Annotated in this window: 27 protein-coding genes; 7 read left to right on the top strand and 20 right to left on the bottom strand. The window is 71.6% G+C overall.

The window, feature by feature from the left end; genetic code table 11:
* Window positions 1–115: 115 nt before the first annotated feature.
* Window positions 116–859, top strand: coding sequence for a YebC/PmpR family DNA-binding transcriptional regulator (locus FHY02_RS17375; protein WP_183924558.1), 744 nt, complete (start codon window positions 116–118; stop codon window positions 857–859).
* A gap of 64 nt (window positions 860–923) precedes the next feature.
* Complete coding sequence (gene ruvC, locus FHY02_RS17380; protein ID WP_183924560.1) at window positions 924–1430, top strand: crossover junction endodeoxyribonuclease RuvC; 507 nt, start codon at window positions 924–926, stop codon at window positions 1428–1430.
* Window positions 1431–1449: 19 nt separating this feature from the next.
* Here ruvC and FHY02_RS17385 read toward each other — a convergent pair whose 3' ends face one another.
* From FHY02_RS17385 to FHY02_RS17420, 8 genes are all read right to left on the bottom strand, one after another.
* Complete coding sequence (locus tag FHY02_RS17385) at window positions 1450–2397, bottom strand: DUF1176 domain-containing protein (RefSeq protein ID WP_183924561.1); 948 nt, start codon at window positions 2395–2397, stop codon at window positions 1450–1452.
* A 302-nt stretch (window positions 2398–2699) separates the two neighbouring features.
* A complete protein-coding gene (locus tag FHY02_RS17390; RefSeq protein WP_183924563.1) occupies window positions 2700–3614 on the bottom strand; it encodes a hemolysin family protein in 915 nt (304 codons plus the stop codon).
* 9 nt (window positions 3615–3623) lie between these two features.
* Entirely contained in the window at window positions 3624–4133 is a 510-nt protein-coding gene (gene ybeY / locus FHY02_RS17395; protein WP_183924572.1) for an rRNA maturation RNase YbeY, read from the bottom strand.
* Between the two features lies 1 nt (window position 4134).
* Complete coding sequence (locus FHY02_RS17400; protein ID WP_183924575.1) at window positions 4135–4533, bottom strand: type II toxin-antitoxin system VapC family toxin; 399 nt, start codon at window positions 4531–4533, stop codon at window positions 4135–4137.
* Window positions 4530–4784: a type II toxin-antitoxin system VapB family antitoxin gene (locus FHY02_RS17405; protein ID WP_183924577.1), complete on the bottom strand. Its 255-nt coding sequence runs from the start codon at window positions 4782–4784 to the stop codon at window positions 4530–4532. The genes FHY02_RS17400 and FHY02_RS17405 overlap by 4 nt, the downstream gene beginning before the upstream one ends.
* Before the next feature lie 46 nt (window positions 4785–4830).
* A complete protein-coding gene (locus FHY02_RS17410) occupies window positions 4831–5832 on the bottom strand; it encodes a PhoH family protein (RefSeq protein ID WP_132908698.1) in 1002 nt (333 codons plus the stop codon).
* Between the two features lie 129 nt (window positions 5833–5961).
* A complete protein-coding gene (locus FHY02_RS17415) occupies window positions 5962–6840 on the bottom strand; it encodes a hypothetical protein (protein WP_183924578.1) in 879 nt (292 codons plus the stop codon).
* Window positions 6841–6896: 56 nt separating this feature from the next.
* Window positions 6897–7484, bottom strand: coding sequence for a TetR/AcrR family transcriptional regulator (locus tag FHY02_RS17420; RefSeq protein ID WP_183924580.1), 588 nt, complete (start codon window positions 7482–7484; stop codon window positions 6897–6899).
* Window positions 7485–7606: 122 nt separating this feature from the next.
* Between FHY02_RS17420 and FHY02_RS17425 the strand changes: the two genes are divergently transcribed.
* Window positions 7607–7999 (top strand): RidA family protein, encoded by a 393-nt coding sequence (locus FHY02_RS17425; protein ID WP_183924582.1) that lies wholly within the window; start codon window positions 7607–7609, stop codon window positions 7997–7999.
* A gap of 126 nt (window positions 8000–8125) precedes the next feature.
* On the opposite strand, the gene miaB is transcribed toward FHY02_RS17425, so the two are convergent.
* The 8 genes from miaB to FHY02_RS17465 form a co-directional block, all read right to left on the bottom strand.
* The gene (miaB, locus tag FHY02_RS17430; RefSeq protein WP_183924584.1) at window positions 8126–9463 is read right to left on the bottom strand and encodes a tRNA (N6-isopentenyl adenosine(37)-C2)-methylthiotransferase MiaB; all 1338 of its coding nucleotides are present in this window, start codon (window positions 9461–9463) and stop codon (window positions 8126–8128) included.
* On the bottom strand, window positions 9454–10197 hold the full coding sequence (locus FHY02_RS17435; protein ID WP_183924586.1) for a 1-acyl-sn-glycerol-3-phosphate acyltransferase: 744 nt from the start codon (window positions 10195–10197) through the stop codon (window positions 9454–9456). Before FHY02_RS17435 ends, miaB begins: the two co-directional genes overlap by 10 nt.
* A 249-nt stretch (window positions 10198–10446) precedes the next feature.
* A complete protein-coding gene (locus FHY02_RS17440; RefSeq protein ID WP_132908705.1) occupies window positions 10447–10866 on the bottom strand; it encodes a Fur family transcriptional regulator in 420 nt (139 codons plus the stop codon).
* A 155-nt stretch (window positions 10867–11021) separates the two neighbouring features.
* The gene (rimI, locus tag FHY02_RS17445; protein WP_311731874.1) at window positions 11022–11498 is read right to left on the bottom strand and encodes a ribosomal protein S18-alanine N-acetyltransferase; all 477 of its coding nucleotides are present in this window, start codon (window positions 11496–11498) and stop codon (window positions 11022–11024) included.
* Entirely contained in the window at window positions 11495–12130 is a 636-nt protein-coding gene (tsaB, locus tag FHY02_RS17450) for a tRNA (adenosine(37)-N6)-threonylcarbamoyltransferase complex dimerization subunit type 1 TsaB (protein WP_311722147.1), read from the bottom strand. Before tsaB ends, rimI begins: the two co-directional genes overlap by 4 nt.
* A gap of 1 nt (window position 12131) precedes the next feature.
* On the bottom strand, window positions 12132–12734 hold the full coding sequence (locus tag FHY02_RS17455) for a malonic semialdehyde reductase (protein WP_183924590.1): 603 nt from the start codon (window positions 12732–12734) through the stop codon (window positions 12132–12134).
* A 44-nt stretch (window positions 12735–12778) separates the two neighbouring features.
* The gene (locus tag FHY02_RS17460) at window positions 12779–13351 is read right to left on the bottom strand and encodes a NifU family protein (protein ID WP_183924727.1); all 573 of its coding nucleotides are present in this window, start codon (window positions 13349–13351) and stop codon (window positions 12779–12781) included.
* 105 nt (window positions 13352–13456) lie between these two features.
* Window positions 13457–14314, bottom strand: a complete 858-nt coding sequence (locus FHY02_RS17465; RefSeq protein WP_260159377.1) for an aspartyl/asparaginyl beta-hydroxylase domain-containing protein — start codon at window positions 14312–14314, stop codon at window positions 13457–13459.
* Window positions 14315–14490: 176 nt separating this feature from the next.
* Between FHY02_RS17465 and FHY02_RS17470 the strand changes: the two genes are divergently transcribed.
* Window positions 14491–17454, top strand: a complete 2964-nt coding sequence (locus FHY02_RS17470; RefSeq protein ID WP_183924592.1) for a pitrilysin family protein — start codon at window positions 14491–14493, stop codon at window positions 17452–17454.
* A gap of 134 nt (window positions 17455–17588) precedes the next feature.
* Here FHY02_RS17470 and FHY02_RS17475 read toward each other — a convergent pair whose 3' ends face one another.
* The gene (locus tag FHY02_RS17475; protein WP_183924594.1) at window positions 17589–19421 is read right to left on the bottom strand and encodes a long-chain fatty acid--CoA ligase; all 1833 of its coding nucleotides are present in this window, start codon (window positions 19419–19421) and stop codon (window positions 17589–17591) included.
* A 68-nt stretch (window positions 19422–19489) separates the two neighbouring features.
* Here FHY02_RS17475 and FHY02_RS17480 point away from each other — a divergent pair, with 68 nt between their 5' ends.
* The gene (locus tag FHY02_RS17480) at window positions 19490–20788 is read left to right on the top strand and encodes a M20/M25/M40 family metallo-hydrolase (RefSeq protein WP_183924596.1); all 1299 of its coding nucleotides are present in this window, start codon (window positions 19490–19492) and stop codon (window positions 20786–20788) included.
* Between the two features lie 4 nt (window positions 20789–20792).
* Here FHY02_RS17480 and FHY02_RS17485 read toward each other — a convergent pair whose 3' ends face one another.
* Together FHY02_RS17485 and FHY02_RS17490 are read right to left on the bottom strand one after the other, a co-directional pair.
* A complete protein-coding gene (locus FHY02_RS17485; protein ID WP_183924598.1) occupies window positions 20793–21278 on the bottom strand; it encodes a GAF domain-containing protein in 486 nt (161 codons plus the stop codon).
* Between the two features lie 216 nt (window positions 21279–21494).
* Complete coding sequence (locus FHY02_RS17490) at window positions 21495–21800, bottom strand: hypothetical protein (RefSeq protein ID WP_183924600.1); 306 nt, start codon at window positions 21798–21800, stop codon at window positions 21495–21497.
* Window positions 21801–21988: 188 nt separating this feature from the next.
* On the opposite strand from FHY02_RS17490, the gene arfB reads away from it, so the two are divergent.
* Window positions 21989–22411 (top strand): alternative ribosome rescue aminoacyl-tRNA hydrolase ArfB, encoded by a 423-nt coding sequence (arfB, locus tag FHY02_RS17495; RefSeq protein WP_183924602.1) that lies wholly within the window; start codon window positions 21989–21991, stop codon window positions 22409–22411.
* Window positions 22412–22432: 21 nt separating this feature from the next.
* On the opposite strand, the gene FHY02_RS17500 is transcribed toward arfB, so the two are convergent.
* Entirely contained in the window at window positions 22433–23086 is a 654-nt protein-coding gene (locus FHY02_RS17500) for an RluA family pseudouridine synthase (protein ID WP_183924604.1), read from the bottom strand.
* Here FHY02_RS17500 and FHY02_RS17505 point away from each other — a divergent pair.
* Window positions 23085–23897 carry a M15 family metallopeptidase gene (locus FHY02_RS17505; RefSeq protein ID WP_260172968.1) on the top strand — a complete coding sequence of 271 codons (813 nt, stop codon included), beginning with the start codon at window positions 23085–23087 and terminating at the stop codon, window positions 23895–23897. The genes FHY02_RS17500 and FHY02_RS17505 overlap by 2 nt on opposite strands.
* Window positions 23898–24117 lie beyond the last annotated feature (220 nt).

The following is a 24117-nucleotide window of genomic DNA, read 5'->3' on the forward strand; positions in this document are numbered from 1 at the left end:
GGTCGGAAGGGCGGGGCGGTCCGGCCCTCCGGCCTCGTAGAAGCCAGGCGCCCCCCGCACTGGCATCGCGCGCGTCGGCGGGATAAAGGCTCGGGATTACCCGCTAGAGGCAGTCATGGCAGGCCATTCCAAATTCAAGAACATCATGCACCGCAAGGGTGCGCAGGATAAGAAGCGCTCGGGCATGTTCTCCAAGCTCAGCCGCGAGATCACCGTGGCGGCGAAGATGGGTCTGCCCGATCCCGACATGAACCCGCGCCTGCGCGCCGCGGTGAACGCCGCCAAGGCGCAGTCGATGCCCAAGGACAATATCCAGCGCGCGATCGACAAGGCGACCAAGGGCGACACCGAGAATTACGAGGAGATCCGCTACGAGGGCTTCGGCCCCGGCGGCGTGTCGCTGATCATCGAGGCGCTCAGCGACAACCGCAACCGCACCGCCACCAACGTGCGCACCGCGGTGTCGAAGAACGGCGGCAATCTCGGCGCGAGCGGGTCGGTGAGCCACGCCTTCGACCGCGTCGGGCTGATCACCTATCCCGCGAGCGCGGGCGACGCCGAGAAGGTGTTCGAGGCCGCGCTGGAGGCGGGCGCCGAGGACGTCACCTCGAGCGACGAGGGCCATGAGATCTGGACCGCGGTTGCCGACCTGCACGAGGTCGCCAAGGCGCTCGAGCCGGTGCTGGGCGAGGCCGAGGGGGCCAAGCTGGCGTGGCGCCCGCAGACCATGGTCGAGGTCGGCGAGGACGAGGCGGCGACTCTGTTCAAGCTGATCGACGCGCTCGACGACGACGACGACGTCCAGACCGTATGGGGCAATTACGAGGTCTCCGATGCGGTAATGGAGAAGCTGGGTTGATCGCGATCCTCCCCGGCGCGGGGAGGGCCAGATCCTCCCCGCCATGCGGGGAGGACGTGAGAGCATGATCATTCTCGGGCTCGATCCGGGGCTGGGCACCACCGGCTGGGGCGTGATCCACGCCGACGGCAACCGGCTGAGCCACGTCGCCAACGGGCAGATCCGCACCGATCCGTCGATGCCGCTGCCGCGCCGCCTGTCCAACCTCCACGCCGCACTGACCGACGTGATCCTCGCCGAGCGCCCCGACTCGGCGGCGGTGGAGGAGGTGCTCGGCAACACCAACGCGCAGTCGACGCTCAAGCTGGGGCAGGCGCGCGGCGTGGTGCTGCTTGCCGCTGCAGGGGCGGGGCTGGCGATCGGTGAATATCATCCCTCCACCGTGAAGAAGGCGGTGGTCGGTACCGGCGGCGCGGAGAAGCGCCAGATCCAGGCGATGATGGCGGTGCTGCTGCCCGGCGCCAGGCTCGCCGGCCCCGACGCCGCCGACGCGCTGGCGGTGGCGATCACCCATGCGCACCATCTCGCCAGCGCCGAGGGGATGCGCCGCCGCGCGCGGGTGACGGCCTAGCCGCGGAGAGCGCCGGCGGTCAGTGCACCGCCACCGTGGCGCGCCACGTCGTGATCACGTCCTCGTCGCCGCTGGCGTCCGGCAATGCGGCGTCGTGTTGCTCGAGCACCAGGCGGAAACGCTCGCCATCCCAGGCATATTCCTGTCGCAGCGGGCCCGCCGCGCTGACCAGGCGGCGTCGCGTGGGGTCCCAGCTCGGTGGCGCCGCGGCGGGTGCGCGGTCCGTCGTCGCCGCGATCGCTGGTCCCTTCGGCGGGAGCAGGTACAGCGCGGCGAGCCCGTTCGTCGCGGCGCAGCCGGGGTCGAGCGCCAGGAGGGTGTGCGCGGCGTCGAGCCGCCAGGTCCGTGCCGCGGCGCAGTCGGCGGCGGGGCGGCCGAGCAGCTTGCGCGCGTCCTTGGCGGAGAAGCGACGCGGCGGCTCGCCGGTCACCTCGGGCTGGTCGATCACCGGCAGCGGCGGCACGGCCGCGATCGGAGCGGTGACGGCGCCGCGCCCGGGCGGGACGAGCGCCACGGCGCTGCCCTCGCGCCCCTGCACCGCGTCGATCGCGCGCAGCGTCGCGCCGAGTCCCACGAGCGAGGCGCCGGCGAGCACGTGCCGATCCGACGCGAACAAGGTCAGGCGTCGCCCGCGCACCAGCGCCGCGGCGAGCTTGCCCTCGAACGGCAGCGCGAGTCCGCCACCGCCACCGGGCGCGATCATCTGCGCGAGCGGCCGCCCGTCGACCGCCAGCGTGACTCGGCGGGCCGCCGCGACGCTGGGGGGAAGGGGCACGTCGAGCCGCGCCGGTGCCACGGTTGCGCCGTCGCGCCGCAGCGCCAGCCGCAGCCGCGGCTCGCTGCCGCCGCTGTCGCGGACCAGCGCGTCGCAGCCGCGCTGATTGTCGCAGCCGAGGATCCAGTCGCCATGGGTCGCGAGCGCGGCCGGCGCCGCTTGAAGCAGCAGCGCGGCGAGGAGAGACGCCATCGAACACCTCCGAGCCCCGGCACGGCGCGGGCACCGTCGCGATTAGACCGCAACGAGGTAAATAAATCGTTGAGATCGGCGACAGAATTGGCTGCCGGCTAGGCACGGTGCCGGCGGCATGGTTGGGCCGCCGGCGTGGGGGGCACGCCGGCGACCCCCGACCCAGCTGCCAGTCGGGCGACCCGAAGGGCTGACCTGGTCGGTCGCGTGGGGGGGCGGCGCACCGCCCCCGAACCCTCGCCGCGGCGCTAGCGCAACCCGTCGCCACGGGGCAACCCCGACCTACCTCGTTGCGCCGCGCCTCAGGCGTCGACGTCCTCCGGCTCCGGTACGGGGGGATGGAGGCGCAGCCGGTTGATCCGGCGCGAGTCGGCGTCGACCACCTCGATGCGCCAGCCGCTCGGGTGATCGACGCACTCGCCCGCCTCGGGCACGCGCCCGGCGAGCACCGCGGCGAGGCCGCCGATCGTGTCGACATCGCTCTCCGCCTCGGCGAGCCGCGCGTCGACGGTCTCGCCGACATCCTCCAGCTCGACGCGCGCGTCGGCCTCCCAGGCGCCGCCGTCGAGCGGGACGAGCAGCACCTCGGGCGCGTCGTCGTGCTCGTCCTCGATCTCGCCGACGATCTCCTCGATCAGGTCCTCGATCGTGACCAGCCCTTCGGTGCCGGAATATTCGTCGAGCACCACCGCGAGGTGGATGCGCGACTGGCGCATGTCGGCCAGCAGGTCGAGCGCGCCGCGGCTCATCGGCACGTACAAAGGCTGGCGGATCAGCGCCGCGATCGTCTCGGGTGGCTCGCCGCCGCGGGCGAGGATCGCGAACACGTCCTTGATATGGACCATGCCGATGATGTGGTCGAGGTTCTCGCGATACACCGGCAGGCGGCTCACCCCCGCCTCGGCGAACACCTCGACCAGATGCGCGAAGCTGGTCGCCTCCTCCACCGCCACCACGTCGGCGCGCGGCACGCCGATGCCCCCCGCGTCGCGCTCGCTGAAGTGGAGCAGGTTGCGCACCATCTGGCGCTCGAGCGGGGTGAGATCGCCCTTCAGATCGGGCGCCGGGTCTTCCTCGTAACGGTCGATCGCCTTCTCGAGCACCTCGCGCAGCGTCGCCTCGTGCGGTTCGCCGAAGATAAGGTTGCGCAACCCCGACCAGATGCCGGGTTCGTGATGGTGGTCGCCGTTACCGGCGGTACTTCGGTCGTCGGCCATCGCCGTTCGTCAGTCCTCGCGTATGAGATAGGGGTCGGCGACGCCGAGGTCGGCCAGCGCGGCGCGCTCGATCTCCTCCATCGCGTCCCCCTCCTCGTCGGTCATGTGGTCATAGCCTAGCAGATGCAGCGTGCCGTGCACCACAAGGTGGGTGAAATGATCACCGACCGCGATCCCGCGCTCCGCCGCCTCGCGCGCGCAAACGCCGTGCGCCAGCACGATGTCGCCGAGCAGCAGCTCGCCGTCGTCCGAGTTCTGGCTTACGGTGGCGAGCAGGTCGGGCTGCACCATCGGGAAGGACAGCACGTTGGTGGGCTTGTCCTTGCCGCGATACTGGCGGTTGAGCGCGTGCACCTCGGCGTCGTCCGTGAGCCGTACGCTCACCTCCACCGCGGCGCGGGTGGTGAGCAGTTCGCCGTGCGGCGTGTGCGCCACCGCGGCGCGGGTGGCGGCAAGCGCGCGCTGCTCCCACGCCTCGCCGGGCCAGGGTTCCTCGCGGGTGAGTTCGACGTGGATCATGTCAGGCGAGGTCCGTGTGCGAGAAATCGTCGCCCTTGTAGAGCAGGGCGGCGGCATGGGTCTTGGCGCAGGCATAAGCGAAACAATCGCCCATGTTGAGTCGCGCGGGGTGGTCGGTGCCCTTGCCGTAGCGGGCGTGGGCCGCGATCGCCGCGACCGTCTGCGCCTCGCCGACCGTGACGAGATCGATCGCGAACTCGTGCAACAATGTCGTCAATTCCGTGTAGGCGACGTCGATCGTTATGTTCCGCTTGTGCGCCACCGCGCGCGCCGTCTCCCAGAGCGCGATGGGTGAGGAGAGCCGGCGCTCTGCCGCGCCGAAGTTAACCTCCAGCTCGCGCGCGTCCGGCTCCCCCGTCGCGATCGCCACCAGCGCCGAGGCGTCGATGAAGACGGTCAACCGCCGTCCTCGTCGTTGAGCGAATCGTAGAACGCCTTGTTCGCCTCGCGCCCGGTCGGCTCTCCGAGCGGATGCGCGGCCCGCCACGCATCCAGCCGTTCGTGGATGGTGCGCCCTCGCTCCGCCCTCAGCGCGTCTCGTGGGTGCAGCAGCGCGTCATGAACCGCCGCGGTCTTGGTGACGTGCAGCAGCTCCGCGACCTCGCGTGCCAGGTCGGCGGTCTCGTCGTTCTTGATATACAACGCACCCATGATGCCTCCGTATATCCCCTCTAGGTTAAAAGGATATCCCGTCGCATCAAGCCTCACGGCCCTCATACGCCTCCACGATCCGCCCGACGATCGGATGGCGCACCACGTCGCCCGCGGTGAAGCGGCACAGCGAGATGCCCTCCACGCCCTCCAGCCGGAAGGTCGCGTCGGCCAGCCCGCTCGCGGCGACGCCGCCGGGCAGGTCGGTCTGGTTGGGGTCGCCGCAGATCACCATGCGGCTGTTCTGGCCGAAGCGGGTGAGGAACATCTTCATCTGCGCCGGCGTGGTGTTCTGCGCCTCGTCGAGGATCACGAAGGCATCGGCCAGCGTGCGCCCGCGCATGAACGCGATCGGCGCGATCTCGATCTCGCCGCTGGCGATGCGGCGCTCGACCTGCTCGGCGGGGAGACAGTCGTGCAGCGCGTCGTACAGCGGGCGGAGATAGGGATCGACCTTCTCCTTCATGTCGCCGGGCAGGAAGCCGAGCTTCTCGCCCGCCTCGACCGCGGGGCGCGACAGGATCAGCCGCTGAACGCTGCCCGAGATCAGCTGCGACACCGCCTGCGCCACCGCGATATAGGTCTTGCCCGTGCCCGCCGGGCCGAGCGCGAAGATCATCTCGTGCGAGGTGAGCTCGCGCATGTAATGCGCCTGTGCGGGGGTGCGCGGCACGATCGTCTTCTTGCGCGTGCGGATCATCACGGAGGGGGCGCCGCTGCCCGAGTCGGCGCGGATGATACCGTCGAGCACCGGCTCGGCCGCCATCGCGATGGCGGCGTCGACCAGCCCGGTGTCGACCTCCTCGCCGCGCTGGATGCGGTGATACAGATCGTTGAGCGTGTCGCGCGCGAGCGCCACCTGCTCGGCGGTGCCCTCCAGCCCGACGCGGTTGCCGCGCGCGGTAATATAGACGCCGAGCCGGTTCTCGAGCGCCACCAGATGCTGGTCATATTGGCCGAACAGCTGGCTGAGCAGCTGGGGCTTGTCGAACAACAGCTCGACGCGGGAACGCTCGCCGGATTGGGCGGGAACGGGCTTTCGGCTCATGCGGCTCCTTGCACGGCGGCGGACGCGCCGGTTGAGGCGGGAGATAGGCGCGAGGGGCGGTGACGCAATGGCATCGCCGCCGAGTGTGGCAGGCGCGACGCGGCGGACAAGCCGAAATCGCGCGTGCGGCTAACCGAAATTCAGCGATGGGGGCGTGCCGCGACGGTACGCCGTGGCGGCCGCTTCGAGCGGGAACCGATGCCGCGCCAGCTGCGCGAGGTGACGCCGCAGCGCGCCGGTCAGCGCCGTGCCGACCGCCTCGCCCGCGGCATCGGTGAGCCAGTCTGGCCGCAGCGCGAGACCCGCGGCGGTCAGCTCCACCGCGGCGCCGAGCTGGACGAACCGCCGCCGCACCGTCGCCTCGGGCAGATGCAGCGCCTCGGCGACGAGGCGGCCACGCACCGGCCGCCACCCCGGTGTGAGCTGGTGCGGCGGCGCGGCGCGGCGGAACAGGGCGGGATCGGCGGTGATCGCGGCGGCATTGCCCGCCAGCAGAGCGGCGAGCAGCACCCGGTCGAGCGGCTTGGCACAGCGCGACTGTTCCGCCGCCACAATGGCGAGCGTGAGATCGGCCGCGACGCCCAGCCCCTCGATCCAGGCATATTCCCCCGGCATCGCGCTGAGCTCGGGGAGCAACGCCGCTGCGGCGAGCCGCTCGACCAGGGCCACGGCACGGTCGTGGACCCGCGCGAGACGCGGCGCCAACGCGGGATCGTCCAGCGGGCGGCCGGCGACGATCATCCCGCCCGCGACGCGGCGACACCGCCCCGCAGCGGCGAGCGCGGCGACGTGACGGCGCGCGGTCTCGAACGGCATGGCCAACGTCTCGCCGACCCCGAGCACCGGGGTCGGTCGCGCGCCGTCCAGCGTACGGCGCAACAGCAGCAGGTAGATCAGCACTCGCTCGACCCGCGCGCCGAGCACCGGGGTCAGGTCGGCGACCACGCCGGCGAGCAGCTCGGCGAGCAGGCAGCGGATCATCAGGGTCGGGGGGAGCGCGCCGATCACACCGTGCAGCCTCGCTGCGCCGCGCCGGCGCGTCCAGCACCTCGCGCCGGCATGGGTCAGCGCGCGCGCAGCCCCTCGGCCATCAGCGCGAAGGCGTCGAGCGCGCGCGGCAGCGCGACGTCGGGCGCCTCGCTCGCCGCCACCCACAGTGCCGCGTTGAGCGCGGCACCGCTCAGCAGCCGCGCCGCCGCCTCGACGTCGACCGCGCGCATCGTCCCGGCCGCGACGAGGCGCGCGACCGTGTCCCGCGTCTCGGCGAGGCAGGCGTTCTGGCTCGGCCAGCGCGACGGGTCGCCCAGCACGGCGGGACCGTCGAGCAGCACGATGCGACGCACCTCGGGGTCGAGCGCCATCTCGATATAGGCGGCGGCCTCGGCGAGCAGCGCGTCCCAATCGTCGCGGGCGGAGGCCGCTGCTGCCCGCGCGCGCGCGGCCATCTCGTGGTCGACCTGCGCGACCACGGCGGCGAGCAGCCCCTTCTTGTCGCCGAAGCCGTGATAGAGCGCGCCGCGCGTCAGCCCCGCCGCCGCTGTCAGCTCGTCCATCGAGGCGCCGGCGTAGCCGTGCGCGGCGAAGGCGGCGCGCGCGGCCGCGAGCAGTCGCGCGCGGTTCGCCTCGGTGGTCTCGGCACGGCGTCCTGCCATCTCGGATATTCTCCTTGCATACGTGGCGTATGCGAATTGACATACGGTACGTATGCCGTCACCTACGCAGCGTATGCCGAATGGCGGGCCTGATCCAGTGCCGGCCTCATAGGAGAAGACCGATGAGCTACCGTGACGTCGTCGACCTGCCCCACCGCCACGCGCTGTATGACGCGCACGGCTATTCCCCAGCGGTGCGCGCGGGCGAGCTGCTCTTCGTCTCCGGCCAGGTCGGCAGCCGCGACGACGGCTCGCCCGAGCCCGAGTTCGAGGCGCAGGTTCGGCGCGCCTTTGCCAATCTCGCGACCGTACTGGGCGCGGCCGGGCTCGACTTCGACGACGTGGTCGACGTCTCCACCTTCCACACCGATCCGGCGACGCAGTTCGAGACGATCATGAAGGTGAAGGGGGAGGTCTTCGGCGCCGCGCCCTATCCCACCTGGACCGCGGTCGGTGTCACCTGGCTCGCGGGCTTTGATTTCGAGATCAAGGTGGTGGCGCGGCTGCGGCCCTAGGCCGGCCGATCACGATCCGGCGCAGGCCAAGGCGTTGTGGGGAAGGTGGTGGTGGGACTCACCAGCGTTTCTCGACTGGGCTCCGACCTTCGCCGGGGCACGCGCGGGACGGCGACACCGCCCGCCTCAGGCCGCGTCGCGGAGCGCCACCGCGCCGGTCAGCGAATTCGGTCCTGCCGCGGCGAGCGTCACCTCGACCAGGTCGCCGATCGCATGATCGCCGACGAGATGGACCGACTGGAGCCACGGTGACTTGCCGAGCCACTGGCCCGGCAACTTGCCGCGGCGCTCGATCAGCAAGGTGCAGCGCCGCCCGACCGAGGCGGCGTTGAAGGCCGCCTGGTCGCGGTTGAGCGCCGCCTGCAGCCGCTGCAGCCGCTCGTCCATCACCTCCGCCGGCACCGACGCCGCCAACTCGGCCGCAGGCGTGCCCGGGCGGGGCGAATATTTGAAGCTGAACGCCTGCGCGTAGCCGACCCGGTCGACCAGCCGCAGCGTCTCGGCGAACTCCGCCTCAGTCTCGCCGGGGAAGCCGACGATGAAGTCGCCCGACAGCGCGATGTCGGGCCGAACCGCGCGGACGCGGTCGAGCAGGCGGAGATAGCCGTCGACCGTGTGCGCGCGGTTCATCGCGCGCAGCACGCGGTCGCTGCCCGCCTGCACCGGCAGATGGAGGAAGGGCATCAGCGACACGACGTCGCGGTGCGCCTCGATCAGCCCCTGCGCCATGTCGTTGGGGTGGCTCGTGGTGTAGCGGATGCGCGCCAGCCCCGGCAGACGGTCGAGCGCGACGATCAGGTCGTGCAGCCCGCGGCCGTCGTCGTCGCGCCAGGCGTTGACGTTCTGCCCAAGCAGGGTGATCTCGCGCGCCCCGGCGTCGACCAGCGCGCGCGCCTCGTCGAGGATCGCGGCATAGGGGCGGCTCACCTCGGCGCCGCGCGTGTAGGGCACGACGCAATAGGTGCAGAACTTGTCGCAGCCCTCCTGCACGGTGAGGAAGGCGCTCGCGCCGACGCGCCGCCGCGTCGGCAGGTGCGCGAACTTGGACGCGAGCGGCATGTCGGTGTCGAGCGCGGCCTCGCCTGACGCGGCGCGCGCTACCAGGCCGGGCAGATTGTGATAGGATTGCGGGCCGACCACCACGTCGACCTTGGCGCGGCGCACGATCTCCTCGCCCTCGGCCTGGGCGACGCAGCCCGCCACCGCGATCATCGGCGCGTCGCTGCCGCGCTCGCGCGCGCGCTTGCGCAACCGGCCGATGTCCGAATAGACCTTCTCGGTCGCCTTCTCCCGGATGTGGCAGGTGTTGAGCACCACGAGATCGGCGGCGTCAGCGTCCGCGGTGCTGACCAGCCCCTCGGCCGCCATCAGCTCGGCCATGCGCTCGCCATCATAGACGTTCATCTGGCACCCGAACGACTTGACGTGGAAGGTCTGGGGCGGGGTCTTGGCAGTCACGGACATGGCGCGCGCTCTACCGGAAACGCGTTCGTCCCGCTACCCGCGGCCAGGATGCGGCGGCGCGCCTCGGCGGCGATCGCCTTGCGATCGCCGGCGGGGGCGAACGGTTCGAGGAAGGTGAGCGTCGCCACGAACGTGCCGCGCCGTGTGAGCACGCGGCACGCATGCGCGATGCCGGGCTCGTCGCCGACCCAGGCGAGCGAGCGCGCGGCGGGCTCATAGTCGATCCGCACCGGCTGCACCATCAGCCCGGGCGGCGGCGGATCGAGCGCGGCGAGCAGCGCGGCCTTGAACGGCAGCAGCGTCGCGCCGTCGCTCGTCGTGCCCTCCGGGAAGATCGCGACCGGCTGGCCGCGGGCGAGCGCGGTGCGCAGCGCGGCGACCTGGTCGGCGACGCCGAGCCGGTCGCCGCGGCGGACGAAGACGGTGCGGTTGAGCGTGCTCAGCCAGCCGACCAGCGGCGCGGCGCGCAGCTCGGCCTTGGCCACGAAGGCGCAGCCGCTGGCCCCGGCGAGCAGGAGGATGTCGAGCCAGCTGAGATGGTTGGCGAGCAGCATCGCGTCGCGTCGCAGCGGCGTGCCGAGGACCCGCACGCGCGCGCCGAACAGCCACGCCGAGACGCCGAGGAACCGCCGCGGCCAAGGCGAGCGTGCGCGCACAAGCCGCCAGAGGCCGTGGAGCAGCAGCGCCAGGAGCAGCCAGGCGACGAGCGCGGCGAGGCGGAAAAAGGCGATCACGCGGGGAGCGGGAGGGAGATGGGACCGGCACGCGCCGTAACGGCCGCTCGCTCTTCCTCCAAGGGCGGCTCCACCCCGGCGCACGCCGGGGTCCAGGTGGGGAAGGTCTCGGCGGGGCCATCACGGCCTCCCCACCTGGACCCCGGAATGCGCCGGGTTGGTCGGCTGTGGTAAGGCGCACGCGTCGCACCAGCAGGCGAGCCGCCGAGATGAGCCCGGAGCAGCCGTATCACCGCGACCCCACCCGCCTCACTTCTTGGCGAGCGAAACGCCGTACAATTCCATGCGATGGTCGACTAGGCGGAAGCCGAGCCGCTCGGCGATCGCCTTCTGCAGCAGCTCCAGCTCGGGATCGACGAACTCGATCACCTTGCCGGTCTCGACGTCGATGAGATGGTCGTGATGCGCCTCCGGCGAGGGCTCATAGCGCGCGCGGCCGTCGCCGAAATCGTGGCGGTCGAGGATCCCCGCCTCCTCGAACAGCCGCACGGTGCGATAGACGGTAGCGATCGAGATGCCCGGGTCGATCGCCGAGGCGCGGGCGTAGACCTTCTCGACGTCGGGGTGATCCTCCGCTTCCGACAGCACGCGCGCGATGATGCGGCGCTGTTCGGTGATGCGCAGCCCCTTCTCCTGACAGAGCGCTTCGAGATCGATCTTTCGAGCCATGCGGCCCTATGTAGTGCGTCCGGCTTGTTGCGAAAAGCGCTAGCGACTCGCAAGAAGGCGAATAGCTATGATCAGAGTGAGTTGCTCTCGCGGGATGGGTGCGCAGGGCGGGCGGTTCGCGTCGCAAGCCGCTCGGCCGCGAGTCGCCTTCCGCCTCACTCCAGCGCAAGCGCGTAGGTATGCGCGTCGAAGGTCTCACCGTCACGGTTGCGATAATAGTTGCGGCGCACCCCGGCGCGGCGGAAGCCGTGGGCGGCGTAGAGCGCCACCGCGGGGTTGTTGGCGCGCACCTCGAGATGGAGCCGCTTCACCCCGCGCGAGCGGCACTCGGCGATCGTCCCGCGCAGCAGAGTCGCGCCGATGCCGGTGCGCGCGTGCGCCGGGTCGACCGCGATCAGCAGCAGCTCGGCCTCGTCCATGATCGCGCGGCTCAGCGCGAAGCCGACCACCGCGCCCTCGACCCGCGCCAGCGTCAGCCACACGCCGGGCATCGCCAGGATGCCAACGCACTGGCTGCGCGTCCAGGCCTCGCCGTAGCGCGGGTCGAAGGCGGCGCCCATCACGCGGTCGATCGCCTCGGCGTCGGCGGCGGCCCCGGCGGCGAGCTCGACCAGCCGCACGCGCGCGCTCACGGCGCGACGCGCGGCGCCGGCGGCTTGGCGTCGGGCGCGCGGCCGTAGAAGGGCACCGCCGGCAGCGCGCGTTCGGCGCCAGGCAGCAGCAGCGCGTGCGCCGCGTCGGGAAGTGCGGGGCGGTCGGCGACGGTCTCGTCGAGCGCGGCGAGCCAGCGCGTGCCCGTACCGATCGCCGCGGCGCCGTCGAGTTCGGCCAGCGCCGCCGCCGGCGTGAGCGAGCGGGGCGTGTCGAGCGGCCGGAACGGGCGAGCGAAACGCTGCATGAAGACCTCACCGTGCCCGCCTTCGGCGATCACCGCAAGAGCCGCCAAATCCGTGTTCTCGGCCAGCGCGGCGGCGGCGACGAGCGCCAGCGCGCCATAGCCCGAGACCGCCGCGCCCCAGCCCAGCGCGAGCGCGCGGGCCGCGGCGACACCGACGCGGATGCCCGTGAAGCTGCCGGGACCGACGTCGACCAGGATGCGCGCGGCGCGGCCGCCGTCGGGAAGGCCGGCGATCATCGGCACCAGCCGCTCGGCATGGCCGCGCCCCACCTCCTCGTGCGCGTGCGCGATCAGGCGCTCGCGCTCGAACAGCGCGACCGAGCAGGCCGCGGTAGCGGTGTCGATGACGAGCAGCCGGTCGCGCACGTCAGGCGATACGGTTGAATGTCTCGAACGCGGGGCGCGGCAGTCGCTCGTGCAGCGTCGCGGTGTCGCCATAGCCGAGCGTGGCGATGAAGTTGGTGCGGACGTTGGGCGTGTCGGCGAAGAAGGCCTTGTCCACCGCGCCGCCGTCGAAGCCCGACATCGGCCCGACCCCGAGCCCCAGCGCGCGCGCCGCGAGGATCAGATAGGCGCCCTGTAGCGACGAGTTGCGAAAGGCGGAGGCTTCGCGCAACTCGCGGTTGCCGTCGAACCAGCTCTTGGCGTCGACGTGCGGGAACAGCGTGGGGAGATGCTCGTGAAACTCGGTGTCCATGCCGATCACGACACTCACCGGCGCGGCCAGCACCTTGGCCTTGTTGCTGTCGGAACAGGCGGCGGCGAGGCGCGCCTTGGCCTCGTCCGACACGCACCACACCAGCCGCGCGGGCAGTTGGTTGGCCGAGGTCGGCGCCATCTTCATCAGGTCCCAGATCGCGCGCAGTGTCTCCTCGGACACGGGCTCGTCGCGATAATGGTTGAAGGTCCGCGCGGTGCGGAACAGCTGGTCGAGCGCGGCATCGTCGAGGGGGCGGTCGAGCGCGGGCATGGCGATCCTGTCGATAGGGAAGGGAGAGCGATCGGGCGCGCGCGTCAGACCGCGCGCACCTCAGTCACCTCGGGGACATAGTGGCGCAGCAGCTGCTCGATGCCGTTCTTGAGCGTGGCGGTGGAGGAGGGGCAGCCCGAGCAGGCGCCCTGCATGCGCAGGAACACCTTGCCCTTGTCGAAGCCGCGATAGACGATGTCGCCGCCGTCATTGGCCACCGCGGGGCGGACGCGCGTGTCGATCAGCTCGCGGATCTGCGCGACGATGTCGGCGTCGGCGGGATCGTCGGTGAAGGTCTCTTCCTCCGCGGGCACGCTGAAGTCGGCGCCGCCGGTGCGGAACAGCGGCATCTGCGCGGTGAAATGGTCCATCAGCAGCGCGAGCACGTCGGGCTTGAGCTCGCTCCAGCTCACCCCCGGCGCGGCGGTGACCGAGACGAAGTCGCGTCCGAAGAAAACGCCGGTGACGTCGCCCAGATCGAACAAAGCGGTGGCAAGCGGGCTCGCCTCGGCCTCTTCGGGCGTGGCGAAGTCGCGCGTGCCGGCGTCCATCACGATGCGCCCCGGCAGGAACTTCACGGTCGCCGGGTTCGGCGTGGCTTCGGTCTCGATCAGCATGGTCGGCATGTGGCGCCTGCGCGGCAGAGGATCAAGCGGGCGCCGCGAAAGGGATTGTTTCGGGGACGGGTAAAATCCTCCCCGTGCCGGCGAGGATCTTTGGCTTCACCCATCCAGCTGTTGCACCGCGGCGTTCCACTTGGCGACGTTGGCACGCGCTTCCTGCACGAAGGCGGAGCGCTTGACCGCGCCGAGGAACAGGTCGGCGAACCACTTGCCCGGGTTTCGCAAGGGTCGTTCGAACTGGATCAGCAGCACCACCCGGGTGCCGGCGGTGTCGTTCCACACCTCGTGGCGGTAGGTGTCGTCGAACACCAGGGTCTCGCCCTCGGCCCAGCGCACGACGCGATCGTCGACGCGCATCCGCACGTCGCCGTCGCGCGGCACGATCAGCCCGAGATGGCAGGTGATCAGTCCCTTGGTCACACCGCGATGGTCGGGGATGTGAGTCCCCGGCGCGAGGATGGAGAAAAAGGCCGAGTTGAGCCCCGGGATCTGCTCGATTACCTGTTGGGTACGCGGGCAACGCGCCAGATTGTCGTGGATCGGATAGCCGTAGCCCCACAGGAAGAAGGAGCGCCACTTGTTGACCTCGGCGATGGCGCGATGGTCGGGCGAGATCGTCGCCAGGCTGGGCGCGGCGTTGCCGACCAGCGCCACCGCGCGCGCCTCGTCGCGGATCGCTTCCCACTGCTCGCGCAGCAGCGCGGTCCAGGCGAAATCGCGCACGTCGAGCACGGGATCGTTGGGCACCAGCGACGAGCCCGCGATCAACCGGTCGAAGACGCCGCGCAGGTGCTTGCCGACGCGGATCAGCAGCGGGCGGTTGGCGTCGGCCCGCATCGCGGCACCGGGCACGGGCGCACCCGAGATCACGTTGAGATCGGGCACCAGCACCGGGTCGGCGGCATCGCCGCTGTCCTGCCACATCCGCGCCTGTGCCAACCGGCTGTCGTGCTTCATCGAAAACGTCCTCGTCGCGATGGCGCGCGCGCCATCGCTCTCTCTTTCCCGTCGGCTAAACCCGCATCGCGACCAAAACGTGGCATCCGCTTGGCAAAGGCTTGCTCGGGCACGGGAAAGGATCGTTTCACTGGTGTGAGTTGCCGCCGGCCCGCGCGCGCCCTACAAGCGCGGCCATGAATTCGTATTCGCGCGTGCTCGCGAAGCCGCTCGTCGCCCTCCTGCTCGTCTCCGTGTCGCTGCCGCTGCCCGCGCAGCAGCGCGCACGCCGGGCACCGGCGGCTCCCGTCAAACCCGTCGCCGCCCCGCCCGCGCCCGCGATCCGCGTCGACACCTCGCCGTGGCTGTTCAAGGGTTCGGACATCCCCCCCGATCCCGAGTGGCATTTCGGCGCGCTGCCGACCGGGCTGCGTTACGCAGTGCGCAAGAACGGCGTGCCGCCTGGGCAGGTCGCGGTGCGCGTGCGGATCGACGCGGGCTCGCTGTACGAGAGCGACGCCGAGCAGGGCTTCGCGCACCTGATCGAGCATCTGTCGTTCCGCGGCTCGCGCTACGTGCCCGACGGCGAGGCCAAGCGCGTGTGGCAGCGTTTCGGCGCCACCTTCGGCTCGGACTCGAACGCCTCCACCACGCCGACGCAGACGGTCTACAAGCTCGACCTGCCCGGCGCGACCGACGTCAAGCTCGACGAGAGCCTCAAGATCTTCGCCGGCATGATGGCCGAACCCGCGATTACCGACGCGGGTCTCGCCGCCGAGCGCCCAGCGGTGCTGGCCGAGCAGCGCGAGGCGCCCGGCGCGCAGGTGCGCTACGGCGACGCGATCCGCCAGACCTTCTTCGCCGGCCAGCCGCTCGCCGAGCGCTCGCCGATCGGTACGATCAAGACGCTGGAGGCGGCCACGCCCGCGACGGTTCAGGCGTTCCACAACAGATGGTACCGCCCTGCGCGCGCGGTGGTGATCATCTCGGGTGACATCGATCCCGACGTCGCGGCCAAGCTGGTGGTCAAGAATTTCGGCACCTGGACCGGCAAGGGCGCCGACCCGGCCGACCCGGATTTCGGCAAGCCCGATCCCAAGGCGCCGGCGACCAAGACGATCGCCGAGCCCTCGCTGCCGCCGGTGGTCGCCACCGCGACGCTGCGGCCGTGGGAGTATCGCGACGACACGATCATCTTCAATCAGAAGCGGCTGGTCGACTTCCTCGCGATCCGGCTGATCAACCGTCGGCTCGAGTCGCGCGCCCGCGCCGGCGGCAGCTTCCTCCAGGCGTCGGTCAGCCTCGACGACGTGTCGCGCTCGGCCAACGGCACCTTCACCAACGTGATCCCGATCGGCGATGACTGGGAGGCTGCGCTCAAGGACGTGCGCGCGGTCGTGGCGGACGCGATGGCGACTCCGCCGACCCAGGCCGAGGTCGATCGTGAGCTCGCCGAGTTCGATGCGGCGATGAAGAACGACGTCGACACCGCGCGCGTCGAGGCCGGCGCCAAGCAGGCCGACGACATGGTCAACGCTCTCGACATCCGCGAGACGGTGGCGGGGCCGAAGACCAGCTACGATATCCTGCAGGAGGCGCGCACCAAGGGCATGTTCACGCCGGCGGCGATGATCGAATCGACCAACCGGCTGTTCAAGGGCGACGTTCAGCGCGCGCTGCTCAACACGCGCACGCCCGACGCCAGCGCCGCGACCAAGCTGGCCGCCGCGCTCACCGCCGACGTCTCCAAGCTGGCGGGCAAGCGCGCCGAGCAGCGCTCGGTCGATTTCTCCAAGGTGCCCAAGCTCGGCACGCCCGGACAGGCGACCGCGCGTGCCACGGTGGGTGACCCGCCGATGGAGCAGGTGACCTTCGCCAACGGCGTGCGCGCGCTGATCTACGCCAACCCGTCCGAGACCGGGCGCGTCTACCTGCGCGTGCGCTTCGGGCGCGGCTATCAGGCGCTTCCGGGCGACCGGGCGACCCCGGCCTGGGCGGGCGAGACCGCGCTGATCGCGAGCGGCATCGGCACGCTTGATCAGGGCGCGCTCGACTCGCTCACCACCGGTCGCCGCATGGGGCTCGACTTCGACATCGGCGACGACGCCTTCCTGCTCGGCGCACAGACGACGCCGAGCGACTATGCCGACAATCTCACGCTGATGGCGGCCAAGCTCGCCGCGCCGCGGTGGGACGCGGCGCCGGTGGCGCGCGCGCGCGCGGCGATGTTGACGGGCTATGCCGGGCTGAACTCGTCCCCCGACGGCGTGTTGGCGCGCGACCTTGAGGGGCTGCTGCGCGACGGCGATCCGCGCTGGGGCATGCCGACGCTGGCGCAGATCCAGGCGCTCAACGCGCGCGACTTCAAGAAGCTGTGGCAGCCGCTGCTGGCAACCGGGCCGATCGAGGTCGACGTGTTCGGCGACGTCAAGGCCGACGAGGCGATCGCGGCGATCGCGAAGAGCTTCGGCGCGCTCAAGCCGCGCCGCGCGGACGAGGGGACGGGCGCGCCGGTGCGCTTCCCCGCGCACAACGCCACGCCCGTGATGCGCACGCACGACGGCGACGACAACCAGGCCGCGGCATTGATCGCCTGGCCGACCGGGGGCGGCTCGACCGACCACGCCGAGCAGCGCCGGCTCGACGTGCTCGCCGCGGTGTTCGCCGACCGGCTGTTCGATCGGTTGCGCTCGGTGGCGGGGGCGAGCTACTCGCCGACCGCGCAGAGCCAGTGGCCGGTGGGTCTGCCCGGCGGCGGGCGGCTGATCGCTGTGGGCAAGGTGGCGCCCGACAAGGTGCCGTTGTTCTTCCAGCTGTCGCGCCAGATCGCGGCCGAGCTGGTGTCGACCCCGATCAGCGCCGACGAGCTGCGCCGCACGATCGTGCCGATGCTGCAATATATGGCGCGCGCTTCGTCGGGGAACCAGTTCTGGCTGATCCAGACCTCGGGCGGCACCTTCGACCCCAAACGCATCGAGGCGAGCCAGAGCCTGATCGGTGACATGACCGGCATCACCCCCGAGGCGCTCCAGGCGAGCGCGGCCAAATATCTGCGGCCGGACAAGGACTGGACGATGGCGGTGGTGCCCAGGGCGGCCGGGGGCGGGGCGGGGGCGGCGACACCGGCCGGATCGCCGCTTCAGGCCGTGCCGGCGAAGTAGCGCGGTCTCCTCCCCCTAAGTTCCCCGGCGAAGGCCGAGGCCCATTTGGGCGACGTCGGCGATACACACGACAGACGTGCTAACTGGGCCCCGGCCTTCGCCGGGGCACCGGAGGCCTAGCGCGACCGCCTGCCTCAGCCCCCGTACAACGCGTCCAGCCGCGCGCCATAGACCTGGCGCAGCACGTGGCGGCGGATCTTGAGGCTGGGGGTGAGCTGCTCGTTCTCGATCGTGAAGGGGTCGTCCGCCACGATCCAGCGGCGCACGCGCTCGGTCACTGACAGGTCCTTGTTGGTGCGGTCCACCGCCGCCTGGAGCGCGGCGCGATAGGCGGGATCGTCCGGCGTCACGGGGTCGCGCCGCCCCTGCGCGCGCGCCCAGTCGAAGGTCCACTCCGGGTCGGGCACCAGCACCGCCACCATGTGCGGGCGACGGTCGCCGTAGATCATCGCCTGGCCGATCTCGGGCTGAAGGGTCAGCATGCCCTCCACCTTCTGGGGCGCGACATTGTCGCCCTTGTCGTTGATGATCAGGTCCTTCTTGCGGTCCGTGATGCGGATCCGGCCGCGTTCGTCGAGCTCGCCGATGTCACCGGTGTGGAGCCAGCCGTCCTGAAGCACGCGCGCGGTCTCGGCCTCGTTGCGCCAATAGCCGCGCATCACCAGCTCGCCGCGCACGAGGATCTCGCCGTCCGCGGCGATCCGCACCTCGGTCTCGGCGAGCGGCGGCCCGACCGAGTCCATCCGCAGCCCGGCGGAGGGACGGTTGCACGAGATCACGGGCGCTGCCTCGGTCTGGCCATAGCCCTGCAAAAAGCAGATGCCGAGCGACTGGAAGAACACGCCCACCTCGGGCGTGAGCGGCGCGCCGCCTGAGACCATCGCCTTGATCCGGCCGCCGAACTTGCGCGCGATCTTGCGCTTGAACAGGGTGTCGACCAGCAGCGCGGCAGGCCGGTCGCGCAGCCCCAGCCGCCCCTCGTAGCGCTTGGTGCCGACGTCGAGCGCGAGCCGCAGCAGCTTCTGCGGTGTGCCCCCCTGTTTCTCGATCCCCTTGGTGATGCGCGTCCGCAGCACCTCGAACAGGCGCGGCACCACCACCATGATCGTGGGGCGCACTTCCTCGATGTTGCTGGCGAGCTTCTCCAGCCCCTCGGCATAATAGATCTGCCCGCCGAGCCCGATCGGCAGGTGCTGGCCGCCGCTATGCTCATAGGCGTGGCTGAGCGGGAGGAAGGAGAGGAACACCTCGTCCCCCCAGCCGAAATCCTCGGCGATGATCACGATGCAGCCGTTGACGTTGTGCAGGATCGCGCCGTGATGCTGCATCACCCCGCGCGGCGCGCCGCCCGTGCCCGAGGTGTAGATGATGCAGGCGAGGTCGTCGCGCCCCAGTTCGGCGACGGCGCGATCGGCGGCGGCGCCCACCCCGGCGGGATGGCGCTCGATGAGCGCGCGCCAGTCGTGCACCTCTACGGGCGTCTGGCCGAGCCGCATCGGGTCGATGCCGATCAGCATCTGCGGGCGGATCGAGCGCAGGATTGCGGGCATCAGCGTGCGGGCGAGCTTGTCGGTCGAGACGATCACCGCCTTGGCGCCCGAGTTCTCGATCACGTGGGCGTGGTCGCGCTCGGTGTTGGTGGTGTAGGTCGGCACCGTCACGCAGCCCGCCGCCATGATCGCGAGGTCGGACAGGCACCATTCGGGGCGGTTCTCGCTGACCAGCATGACGCGGTCGCCGCGCTCCAGCCCGATCGCGCGCAGCCCGGCGGCGAGCCGTGCCACCGTCTCGGCCGCCTCGCGCCAGCTGGTCGCGCGCCACGCGCCGTCGCGCTTGCTCCACAGGAAGGGCGCGTCGCCCTTCTCGGCGGCGCGGGTGAAGAACATCGTCACCAGGTTGGGGAAATGTTCGAGGCGTCGAGTGATGGCGCCGCTCCTCTCGCTGATCGTTCCTGTGCGTCGCGTCATGCCTGAGATGCGGCGGCCTCGTCCAGCGAGTGATTGCGCCGTCCGCCGCGGCCCGCCACAAGCGACGGATGACGCTCCGCTTTCCCGCCGCCGCGCTGCTCGCGCTGACGCTCGCCACCCCCGCCGCCGCGCGCGATGCGGTGTCGCAGGAGCGGCAGCGCGCCACGGTGGAGAAGCTCGTTTCCTTCGGCACGCGCCACTCGCTGTCTTCGGCGACCGATCCGAAGCGCGGCATTGGCGCGGCGCGGACCTGGGTGGCTGGCGAGTTCGCGAAACTGTCGCGTGACTGCGGCGGCTGCATCACGACCGAGCGCCTGTCGCGCCGCTTTACCGGCCCGCGCGCGCCCGACGGCGTGGTGATCGAGGACGTGCTCGGCGTCCAGCGCGGCACCGATCCGGACCGCTACGTCATCGTCGGCGCGCACATCGACAGCCGCGTCACCGACGTGATGAACGTCACCAGCGACGCGCCCGGCGCCAACGACGACGCCAGCGGCGTCGCGCTGGTGCTCGAGGCGGCGCGACTGCTCCACCGCGAGCGCTTCCGCGCCAACATCGTCTACGTCGCTTTCTCGGGCGAGGAGCAGGGGCTGTGGGGCGCGACGCTGCTGGCCGAGACCGCGCGTGCGCGCGGCTGGCAGGTCGATGCGATGCTCAACAACGACATCGTCGGCAACTCGCTGGGGCAGGGCGGCGTGGTCAACGATCGCTACGTCCGCGTCTTCTCCGAGGGGATCCGCGCCAGCGAGTCGCTCCCCGAAGCGATCGAGCGGCGCGGCATCGGCGGCGAGGACGACGGCCCCAGCCGCGCGCTGGCCAAGATGATCGGCGGCGTCGCGACGACGCTGCCCGGCGGCTTCGCCGTCTTCGTCGATCGCCGCCCCGACCGGTTCGGCCGCGGCGGCGACCACGAGCCCTTCCTCAAACAGGGCTATCCGGCGGTGCGCTTCTCGGTGGCGGCAGAGAATTGGGACCGCCAGCACCAGGACGTGCGCACCGAGAACGGCCGCGTCTATGCCGACACGATCGAGGGGATGGACTTCGGCTATCTCGCCAAGGTGACCGCGATCAACGTCGCGACGATCGCGCGGCTCGCCGCCGCCCCGGCCGCCCCGGCGAGCGCGGCGATTTCGGGCGCGCTGTCGTACGACACCAAGGTGAGCTGGGCGCCGGTCGCGGGCGCGGCGCGCTACAAGGTCTATTGGCGTCGCGCCGACGCCGCGGCGTGGAGCGACTCGCGCGAGGTGACCGGCACGACGCTCGACGTCGCCGGTGTGCCGGTGGACGACCATTTCTTCGGCGTGGCCGCGATTGGCCCGGACGGCGCGGAGAGCCTCGTCACCTTCGCCGGCCGCGAGAAGAAGTAGCGCGTCAGCCCGCCAGGCGCGGGGCGAGCAGCGCCATCAGCCGCTCGCAGCCGCTCGCGTCGTCGGCATCGAACCGCGCCGGTGCCGGACTGTCGAGGTCGAGCACCCCGAGCAGCCGGCCCTCGTGCACGATCGGCACCACCAGCTCCGACCGGCTCGCCGCGTCGCAGGCGATATGGCCGGGGAAGGCGTGGACGTCCTCGACCAGCTGGGTGCGTCGCTCGGCGGCGGCAGTGCCGCACACGCCGCGCCCCAGCGCGATGCGGATGCACGCGGCTTTACCCTGGAACGGGCCGAGCACCAGCTCGTCGCCGATCATCCGATAGAAGCCCGCCCAGTTGAGCTCGGGCAGATACTGCCACAGCAGCGCCGCGGCATTGGCCATGTTGGCGATCGGATCGCGCTCGTCGCCGGTCAGCGCGTCCAGCGCGGCGAAGAGATCGTCGTAGCGGTGGGGCTTCGACTCGGCGGTGACGGCGAACTCGTACATGCCGCCGACCTAGGAGCTCACCCAGGATCGCGCCAGAGGCGGGTGCGTCGGGCGGCGCGGGGCCGCCACGACGCCGCCGCGCCGATCAGCTACGCACCGTCCAGTGCACCACCACCCGGCTGTAGCCGGCCTCGCACAGCGGCCAGGGAGGGTTCTCGCTTTGCGCAAGCGTGACCGCTGGTCGGGAAGCGCCGGCGCCCCAGTACCGCAGCGCCGTCACTGGCTGCCGCCTCCGCGCGCCGGGGCGAGCCCCTGCTGGTCGAGGAACTGGTTCAGCCCCGCCGCCAGCGCCTGCGCCCCCGCGACCGTCAGTGCGATCCGCCCAGCGACCACCCGCTCCACCACCGGGGTCTCGCCGGAATGATCGCAGCGTGCCGCCTCCGGCGTCAGCACCACCGTGCCGCCCAGGCTGGTGAAGCCGGCGCAGCCGGTCGCGAACAGCTCGGCGGCGAAGGGATTGTCGACCAGCGGCGGCGGGGCCTGGCGCGGCTGCGGCGCGCGGCTGCGGGACGAGATGTACATGCCAACTTCCTCGTTGCGCCGGCAGGGGAGGCCGGCGCGGGGCGAGGTGCGCCGCGCGCGTCTCGCTCGCGTGTCGCTGTGTTGCGTCCGTTTGGCCGTCATGTTGCGGCGGTGGCGGCTCGGCGCGAGGGCGCGGCATCGGCCTTCCGGGCCCATCGCACTCGCGCCAGTCGGCGTTATATACCGCCATGGCCCGCATCCCCGTGACCCGCTCGCTCTCGATCGAGGACGATCTGATCGACTATACCGCGACCCGCTCCGGGGGCGCGGGTGGCCAGCACGTCAACACCACCGACTCGGCGGTGATCCTGCGCTTCGACGTCACCGCGAGCGACCTGCCCGAGCGGGTGAAGGAGCGGCTCGCCGCGCTGGCAGGATCGCGGATGACGGCGGCGGGCGCGCTGGTGCTGCGGAGCGAGGGATCGCGCTCGCAGCACGTCAACCGGCAGGAGGCGCTGGAGCGCCTCGTCGCGCTGATCCAGGAGGCGACCGTGGTGCAGGCCAAGCGCCGCCCGACGCGACCGACCCGCGCGTCGCAGACCCGCCGCGTGGACGCCAAGAAAGGCCGGTCGGGCGTGAAGGCAGGGCGCAAGAAGCCCTCGTTCGACTGATCGGCGCCGGAGCGCGGCAGCTCAGCCGGCGGCGAAGCCGAGCGCGGCGAAGCGCTCGGGCCAGGGCGCCTCGGCGGCGGCATCCTCCTTGCCGGGTCGCGGCAGCGCGATCGCGGCGGCGTGGAGCATCATGCCCGCCGGATCGGCGCGGCCATAGACCGGATCGCCGACGATCGGCACGCCCAGCCCCTCGCGCGCGTGGACGCGCAGCTGGTGCGTCCGCCCGGTGTGCGGGGTGAAGGCGACCAGGGCGCGGCCGTCACGTGTGTCGAGCAGCTCCCAGTCGGTTCGCGCCGCCTTGCCGCGTGGGTCGACCGCGATGCGCCAGCCGCGCTCGGCGCTGGAGACCTTGCGCAGCGCCAGCTCGACCGTGCCGCGCTCTCCCTGGGGCAGGCCGTCGAGGATGGCGAGGTAGCGCTTGCGCACCTGCCCCGCCTCGAACGCCTGCTGGAAGCGCGCCTGCGCCTTGGGATTGCGCGCGAGCAGCAGGCAGCCGCTGGTGTCGCGGTCGAGCCGGTGCACCGCGACCGGCCAGCGGTGGAAGCCGAAGGTGAGCGAGCCGAGATGGTTCTCCAGGCTGAGCCCGCCGTCGCGCGGGGGATCGACCGGCAGCCCGGCGGGCTTGTCGATGATCAACGCCTCGCCGTCGAGGAACAGGACTCGGTCGCCTAACATGCGCCACGCCCTTGCCATCGCCGCGCCGCCGTGGCCAGAGGGCGCGATGCGCCGCGCCTCCCTGATCCTCGCCGTCCCGCTGTTCGCGCTGGCCGCGCCGGCACAGGCCCAATTGTGCGACAACAGCAACGTGCGCATGGGCGCGGACGGGCGCGCGTTCGGGCACCTGCCTTATGGCGACGCGCCGCCGGGCGAGCTGGTCGCGGTGCCCGAGGGGCTGGCGGTCGGGTCCTGCGTGCTGCGCCGCGACGTGGTGCCCGATCTCGCGCGGCTGATCGCGGCCTCGGGCGGGCAGGTGCGCGCGCTGTCGTGCCACCGTTCGATCAGCTACCAGCAGGCGGTGTTCTGCCGCGAGGCGCAGACCGCGGCGGGCGAGCGCGCGCTCTCGGTGGCGCCGCCGGGGCACAGCGAACATGCCACCGGCTACGCGCTCGATTTCGCCTTCCGCCCGCGCGTCAACGACTGCCCCGACGCCGAGGCGTGCGGCGCGGCGACCCCGGCGTTCCGCTGGCTCGTCGCGAACGCCGCGCGCTACGGCTTCGAGATGTCCTTCCCCGCGGGCAATCGCCAGCGGGTCAAGTGGGAGCCGTGGCACTGGCGCTGGGTCGGCGCCAGCGCGACCGCGCCCGGGGCGGCGCGCGCCCGAGCGCTGTTCGCCCGGGCGCGCGCGGCCTTCCCGGCCGAGCCGCCGGTGGAGCGCGACCCGGTGGTGATCGCGAGCGTGGCGGCGCCGCCGGTCTATGTCGGCGCCTATGCGCCGCCCGAGTGCCGCAAGGGCAAGTGCCGCCTGCCGAAAGCAAGGCGGCCGTAGCTCGCTGATCCTGTCCTTGCAGCGTTTTTCTGCGCTCTCCTCGGAACGCTTGTCACTCACCGTCGACCCGGACTTGTTCCGGGATCCACCTTTCCGCGTGAACTACGCTTTCAAAGTCTGCGGCACGGTGGATCCCGGACCAAGTCCGGGATGACGGAAGGGTTTTGCAGAAGAATCCTCCTTGAGGCGGATCAGCAGTAGAGCGCGACCGCCCTCATCC

The sequence above is a fragment of the Sphingomonas sp. BK069 genome, from assembly GCF_014193405.1.
Lineage (GTDB): Bacteria > Pseudomonadota > Alphaproteobacteria > Sphingomonadales > Sphingomonadaceae > Sphingomonas.

Bases quoted from the DNA above. Each gene is read 5' to 3' on its own strand.
- FHY02_RS17410 (WP_132908698.1), bottom strand. From the start codon at position 5,832: ATGAGCCGAAAGCCCGTTCCCGCCCAATCCGGCGAGCGTTCCCGCGTC.
- FHY02_RS17420 (WP_183924580.1), bottom strand. From the start codon at position 7,484: ATGGCAGGACGCCGTGCCGAGACCACCGAGGCGAACCGCGCGCGACTG.
- miaB (WP_183924584.1), bottom strand. From the start codon at position 9,463: ATGTCCGTGACTGCCAAGACCCCGCCCCAGACCTTCCACGTCAAGTCG.
- FHY02_RS17505 (WP_260172968.1), top strand. From the start codon at position 23,085: ATGCGCCACGCCCTTGCCATCGCCGCGCCGCCGTGGCCAGAGGGCGCG.
- FHY02_RS17440 (WP_132908705.1), bottom strand. From the start codon at position 10,866: ATGGCTCGAAAGATCGATCTCGAAGCGCTCTGTCAGGAGAAGGGGCTG.
- ybeY (WP_183924572.1), bottom strand. From the start codon at position 4,133: ATGATCCACGTCGAACTCACCCGCGAGGAACCCTGGCCCGGCGAGGCG.
- ruvC (WP_183924560.1), top strand. From the start codon at position 924: ATGATCATTCTCGGGCTCGATCCGGGGCTGGGCACCACCGGCTGGGGC.
- FHY02_RS17500 (WP_183924604.1), bottom strand. From the start codon at position 23,086: ATGTTAGGCGACCGAGTCCTGTTCCTCGACGGCGAGGCGTTGATCATC.
- FHY02_RS17480 (WP_183924596.1), top strand. From the start codon at position 19,490: ATGACGCTCCGCTTTCCCGCCGCCGCGCTGCTCGCGCTGACGCTCGCC.
- FHY02_RS17375 (WP_183924558.1), top strand. From the start codon at position 116: ATGGCAGGCCATTCCAAATTCAAGAACATCATGCACCGCAAGGGTGCG.
- FHY02_RS17460 (WP_183924727.1), bottom strand. From the start codon at position 13,351: ATGCTGATCGAGACCGAAGCCACGCCGAACCCGGCGACCGTGAAGTTC.
- FHY02_RS17470 (WP_183924592.1), top strand. From the start codon at position 14,491: ATGAATTCGTATTCGCGCGTGCTCGCGAAGCCGCTCGTCGCCCTCCTG.
- FHY02_RS17485 (WP_183924598.1), bottom strand. From the start codon at position 21,278: ATGTACGAGTTCGCCGTCACCGCCGAGTCGAAGCCCCACCGCTACGAC.
- FHY02_RS17475 (WP_183924594.1), bottom strand. From the start codon at position 19,421: ATGACGCGACGCACAGGAACGATCAGCGAGAGGAGCGGCGCCATCACT.
- FHY02_RS17405 (WP_183924577.1), bottom strand. From the start codon at position 4,784: ATGGGTGCGTTGTATATCAAGAACGACGAGACCGCCGACCTGGCACGC.
- FHY02_RS17385 (WP_183924561.1), bottom strand. From the start codon at position 2,397: ATGGCGTCTCTCCTCGCCGCGCTGCTGCTTCAAGCGGCGCCGGCCGCG.
- arfB (WP_183924602.1), top strand. From the start codon at position 21,989: ATGGCCCGCATCCCCGTGACCCGCTCGCTCTCGATCGAGGACGATCTG.
- FHY02_RS17490 (WP_183924600.1), bottom strand. From the start codon at position 21,800: ATGTACATCTCGTCCCGCAGCCGCGCGCCGCAGCCGCGCCAGGCCCCG.
- FHY02_RS17455 (WP_183924590.1), bottom strand. From the start codon at position 12,734: ATGCCCGCGCTCGACCGCCCCCTCGACGATGCCGCGCTCGACCAGCTG.
- FHY02_RS17425 (WP_183924582.1), top strand. From the start codon at position 7,607: ATGAGCTACCGTGACGTCGTCGACCTGCCCCACCGCCACGCGCTGTAT.
- FHY02_RS17465 (WP_260159377.1), bottom strand. From the start codon at position 14,314: ATGAAGCACGACAGCCGGTTGGCACAGGCGCGGATGTGGCAGGACAGC.
- FHY02_RS17390 (WP_183924563.1), bottom strand. From the start codon at position 3,614: ATGGCCGACGACCGAAGTACCGCCGGTAACGGCGACCACCATCACGAA.